General features: G+C 51.3%; 2 rRNA genes. Both read left to right on the top strand.

What is annotated here, in order from left to right:
• Positions 1–104 precede the first annotated feature (104 nt).
• Positions 105–2,994, top strand: a 23S ribosomal RNA gene (locus F2S13_RS15745).
• Between the two features lie 146 nt (positions 2,995–3,140).
• Positions 3,141–3,228 (top strand): 5S ribosomal RNA (gene rrf, locus F2S13_RS15740); the annotation flags it as partial.

Below are 3,228 nucleotides of genomic sequence, written 5' to 3'. Positions count from 1 at the left end.
CAGGCTAAGGTAAAATTTGTGAGTTCTGCTCTTAATTGAGCAAGAAGTGCGAATTTTCGGCGAATGTCGTCTTCACAGTATAACCAGATTGCTTGGGGTTATATGGTCAAGTGAAGAAGCGCATACGGTGGATGCCTTGGCAGTCAGAGGCGATGAAAGACGTGGTAGCCTGCGAAAAGCTTCGGGGAGTCGGCAAACAGACTTTGATCCGGAGATGTCTGAATGGGGGAACCCAGCCATCACAAGATGGTTATCTTGTACTGAATACATAGGTGCAAGAGGCGAACCAGGGGAACTGAAACATCTAAGTACCCTGAGGAAAAGAAATCAACCGAGATTCCCTTAGTAGTGGCGAGCGAACGGGGACTAGCCCTTAAGTTGATTTGAGATTAGCGGAACGCTCTGGAAAGTGCGGCCATAGTGGGTGATAGCCCTGTACGCGAAAATCTCTTGTCAATGAAATCGAGTAGGACGGAGCACGAGAAACTTTGTCTGAATATGGGGGGACCATCCTCCAAGGCTAAATACTACTGACTGACCGATAGTGAACTAGTACCGTGAGGGAAAGGCGAAAAGAACCCCGGAGAGGGGAGTGAAATAGATCCTGAAACCGTATGCGTACAAGCAGTGGGAGCAGACTTGTTCTGTGACTGCGTACCTTTTGTATAATGGGTCAGCGACTTATATTCAGTGGCGAGCTTAACCGAATAGGGGAGGCGTAGCGAAAGCGAGTGTTAATAGCGCGTTTAGTCGCTGGGTATAGACCCGAAACCGGGCGATCTATCCATGGGCAGGTTGAAGGTTAGGTAACACTGACTGGAGGACCGAACCGACTACCGTTGAAAAGTTAGCGGATGACCTGTGGATCGGAGTGAAAGGCTAATCAAGCTCGGAGATAGCTGGTTCTCCTCGAAAGCTATTTAGGTAGCGCCTCATGTATCACTGTAGGGGGTAGAGCACTGTTTCGGCTAGGGGGTCATCCCGACTTACCAAACCGATGCAAACTCCGAATACCTACAAGTGCCGAGCATGGGAGACACACGGCGGGTGCTAACGTCCGTCGTGAAAAGGGAAACAACCCAGACCGTCAGCTAAGGTCCCAAAGTTATGGTTAAGTGGGAAACGATGTGGGAAGGCTTAGACAGCTAGGAGGTTGGCTTAGAAGCAGCCACCCTTTAAAGAAAGCGTAATAGCTCACTAGTCGAGTCGGCCTGCGCGGAAGATGTAACGGGGCTCAAACCATACACCGAAGCTACGGGTATCACGCAAGTGATGCGGTAGAGGAGCGTTCTGTAAGCCTGTGAAGGTCAATTGAGAAGTTGGCTGGAGGTATCAGAAGTGCGAATGCTGACATGAGTAACGACAATGGGTGTGAAAAACACCCACGCCGAAAGACCAAGGTTTCCTGCGCAACGTTAATCGACGCAGGGTTAGTCGGTCCCTAAGGCGAGGCTGAAAAGCGTAGTCGATGGAAAACAGGTTAATATTCCTGTACTTCTGGTTATTGCGATGGAGGGACGGAGAAGGCTAGGCCAGCTTGGCGTTGGTTGTCCAAGTTTAAGGTGGTAGGCTGAGATCTTAGGTAAATCCGGGATCTTAAGGCCGAGAGCTGATGACGAGTGCTCATTAGAGCGCGAAGTGGTTGATGCCATGCTTCCAAGAAAAGCTTCTAAGCTTCAGATAACCAGGAACCGTACCCCAAACCGACACAGGTGGTTGGGTAGAGAATACCAAGGCGCTTGAGAGAACTCGGGTGAAGGAACTAGGCAAAATGGCACCGTAACTTCGGGAGAAGGTGCGCCGGTGAGGGTGAAGCATTTACTGCGTAAGCCCATGCCGGTCGAAGATACCAGGCCGCTGCGACTGTTTATTAAAAACACAGCACTCTGCAAACACGAAAGTGGACGTATAGGGTGTGACGCCTGCCCGGTGCCGGAAGGTTAATTGATGGGGTTAGCTAACGCGAAGCTCTTGATCGAAGCCCCGGTAAACGGCGGCCGTAACTATAACGGTCCTAAGGTAGCGAAATTCCTTGTCGGGTAAGTTCCGACCTGCACGAATGGCGTAACGATGGCGGCGCTGTCTCCACCCGAGACTCAGTGAAATTGAAATCGCTGTGAAGATGCAGTGTATCCGCGGCTAGACGGAAAGACCCCGTGAACCTTTACTATAGCTTTGCACTGGACTTTGAATTTGCTTGTGTAGGATAGGTGGGAGGCTTTGAAGCGTGGACGCCAGTTCGCGTGGAGCCATCCTTGAAATACCACCCTGGCAACTTTGAGGTTCTAACTCAGGTCCGTTATCCGGATCGAGGACAGTGTATGGTGGGTAGTTTGACTGGGGCGGTCTCCTCCTAAAGAGTAACGGAGGAGTACGAAGGTGCGCTCAGACCGGTCGGAAATCGGTCGTAGAGTATAAAGGCAAAAGCGCGCTTGACTGCGAGACAGACACGTCGAGCAGGTACGAAAGTAGGTCTTAGTGATCCGGTGGTTCTGTATGGAAGGGCCATCGCTCAACGGATAAAAGGTACTCCGGGGATAACAGGCTGATACCGCCCAAGAGTTCATATCGACGGCGGTGTTTGGCACCTCGATGTCGGCTCATCACATCCTGGGGCTGAAGCCGGTCCCAAGGGTATGGCTGTTCGCCATTTAAAGTGGTACGCGAGCTGGGTTTAGAACGTCGTGAGACAGTTCGGTCCCTATCTGCCGTGGACGTTTGAGATTTGAGAGGGGCTGCTCCTAGTACGAGAGGACCGGAGTGGACGAACCTCTGGTGTTCCGGTTGTCACGCCAGTGGCATTGCCGGGTAGCTATGTTCGGAATAGATAACCGCTGAAAGCATCTAAGCGGGAAACTAGCCTCAAGATGAGATCTCACTGGAGCCTTGAGCTCCCTGAAGGGCCGTCGAAGACTACGACGTTGATAGGTTGGGTGTGTAAGCGCTGTGAGGCGTTGAGCTAACCAATACTAATTGCCCGTGAGGCTTGACCATATAACACCCAAGCAATTTGCTTGCTTCGAAAGAAGAACCAGATTGCGGTGTTGTGAAGACGAAACGAACCGAAAATTTGCGACGCACAAATCATCACATACCCGATTCGCTGGAGTGTCTGACAAGACCTTCTGGCTACAGAATTTCTTGACGACCATAGAGCATTGGAACCACCTGATCCCATCCCGAACTCAGCAGTGAAACGATGCATCGCCGATGGTAGTGTGGGGGTTT

This window comes from Pseudomonas akapageensis (genome assembly GCF_011355085.1).
GTDB lineage: Bacteria > Pseudomonadota > Gammaproteobacteria > Pseudomonadales > Pseudomonadaceae > Aquipseudomonas > Aquipseudomonas akapageensis.
Note: the sequence above shows the minus strand (reverse complement) of the source record. Positions and strands in the feature narration are given on the sequence as shown.